The organism is Lactococcus sp. DD01 (assembly GCF_001578715.1).
Taxonomy (GTDB): domain Bacteria; phylum Bacillota; class Bacilli; order Lactobacillales; family Streptococcaceae; genus Lactococcus; species Lactococcus petauri.
The window spans coordinates 218,321-220,857 of sequence record NZ_KQ968939.1 but is presented as its reverse complement, the minus strand read 5'-3'; the positions used below and the strand labels follow the sequence as shown (position 1 = coordinate 220,857).

The following is a 2,537-nucleotide window of genomic DNA, read 5'->3' as shown; positions in this document are numbered from 1 at the left end:
CTCGGAAGTTTTATCCTCCCTGCTGGACTACTTGCGGTAGCTTTTGCCTTCCTCGGTATTTATTGGGGAAGTGACACTTCTATCCTCGCTGGTGATGCATATCATCAATATGTTGCTATTCACACGCTTTATCGTGATATTCTTCATAATAGTAACTTAGGCTTTCTCTATACTTTCACGAATGGTTTGGGGCTAAACCTTTATGCTTTCTCTGCTTACTACATGGGAAGTTTCTTCATGCCCCTTACTTATTTTTTCAATGTTCATACTATGCCAGATGCACTTTATCTGATTACACTTTTAAAGTTTGGAACGATTGGTCTCTCAAGTTTTGTTGCATTGAAAAACATGTACAAATCTATCCCCTCTCTTATCACGCTGGCATTATCCACATCTTTCACCCTGATGAGCTTCTTAACGAGTCAAGTTGAAATTATCATGTGGCTCGATGTTTTCATCTGGCTTCCTTTCATCATGTGGGGCTTGCATGGACTTCAAGATTTCGGCAAGCGTAAACTGTATTACATCAGCTTAACCCTTCTATTCATCCAAAATTACTATTTTGGCTTTATGGTTGCAATTTTCTTAGTGTTATATTTTATAGCACGTTCAACATTTACCAAGTGGTCATGGAAAAAGTTTTTTGATTTTGCGATTACTTCTATATTGTCTGCTGTAACAAGTTTAGTTATGCTTCTTCCAATGTATCTTGATTTGAAAGCAAATAATACTCAAGCTGTTTCCCAGATCAATGATTTTTGGACACAAAATTCTGCCGTTTTTGATCTTTTTTCTAAAAACTTTGTGGGGGCCTATGATACAACACAGTATAATGCTGTCCCAATGATTTATTTAGGGCTCATCCCCTTCCTTCTTGCTCTTACTTTCTTCTTCCTTCCTCAAGTGAAATGGCGGACCAAAATAGCCTTCGGTGCCCTACTTGGATTTCTGACTGCCTCTTTTTATCTGCAAGTTTTAGATTTGGCGTGGCAAGGGATGCATTCTCCAAACATGTTTTTACATCGTTACGCTTTCCTTTTCTCCCTTCTCATTTTACTTATGGCCTGTGAAGTTCTCACGCGCTTCAAGTCTTTAAAACTTTGGATGACTATAGTCCCCTTTATGCTGCTTTCCCTTGGTTTTATTGCTACTGCTTTACTCGGAGATTATGCTTATCTCGATACGCTACAGCTTGCTCTGACTCTGCTCTTTGCCTTGGCTTATTTCTTGGTTCTTCTTACCTTCTTTAAAAAATGGCTCCCTTGGAAAGTTTTAGTTGCCATCCTTGCTTTGTTCATGTGTGCAGAAGCAGGTTTAAATGGATACTACCAGCTTGCAGGAGTTAAGAAAGAATGGAATTTTGCAAGCCGAGCTTACTACAATACCCAAACAAAATTCATTCAACCTCTCGTCCAAAATGTAGTCGAACGTTCTGGTGATACCTTTGTGCGTACAGAAAACACGGTCCCCGATACGGCAAATGATGGTATGAAATATAATTATAATGCCTTATCGCAGTTTTCTTCTGTCCGTAATAGTAATTCAAGCCGGGTCTTAGGACTTTTAGGGTTTCATACAGACAGCACCTTCCTTAATCTCCGCTACCCTGAAAACACGTTACTCATGGATTCGCTTCTTTCCATTAATTATAATATCAATCAATTTCAACCTGAGAAATACGGTTTTAAGCAAATAAAACCTTCTTTATTTGAGAATCACAATGCACAATCGGTTGGAATATTTGTAAAAGATGGTTACCAAGATGCAGCTCTGAGCAGTTCAGAAAGAGCAACAATCAGTAATCAAGAAGCCTTTCTCCATCAATTGACGCATAGTAAAGAAAAATATTTCACGCAGATTTACCCAGACTCAGAAAACAGTAACAGTACGATAAACGGTGGGAAAGAACAAGTTACACTGATTCGTAAAGTCGAAGAAGACGGCGGCGTCTCAGTGACCTATGAGCTTACCGTACCCGCACATAGTCAAGCCTATCTTGAGTTACCTAATGTAAGCTACATTAATGATAATTCAAAAATGACTACGATTACGATTCATTCAGGAAAAAAAGTTCTTCATTCTTATAATGTCAATAGTAAAGATGTTGGTAACTTTTATAATTTGGGAACTTCTGAAAAGGAAACAAAACTAACAGTGAGTGTCTCCTTCCCAGAAAACTCACAAGTTTCCTTTGGCATAACAAGATTTTGGGCTTTGGATAACACCAAATACCAAGCAGCTATGGATACTCTAAAGCAAACACAGGTGAAAACCGAACAAGTAAAAAACGGACTTCGTTTGACTTATAATAGCAACACCTCTGGTGATCTTTTCCTCACATTACCTTATGATAAAGGTTGGTCAGCCAAACTGGATGGAGATCCCGTAACCTTAGATAAAGCACAAGAAGGTTTCATGAAAGTTACTGCCCCTAAAGGTGAACATATTATCGAACTTACTTTCTTCCCTCAAGGCTTAAAAGCAGGGATATCATGTTTTATAGGTGGAATCGCTCTCTTTGCTCTTTATGATTACTT

Annotated in this window: 1 protein-coding gene; it reads left to right on the top strand. The window is 38.4% G+C overall.

What is annotated here, in order from left to right; translation table 11 throughout:
* On the top strand, positions 1-2,537 hold a 2,537-nt coding region (locus LACDD01_RS01120), incomplete at both ends, for a YfhO family protein (protein WP_082779245.1).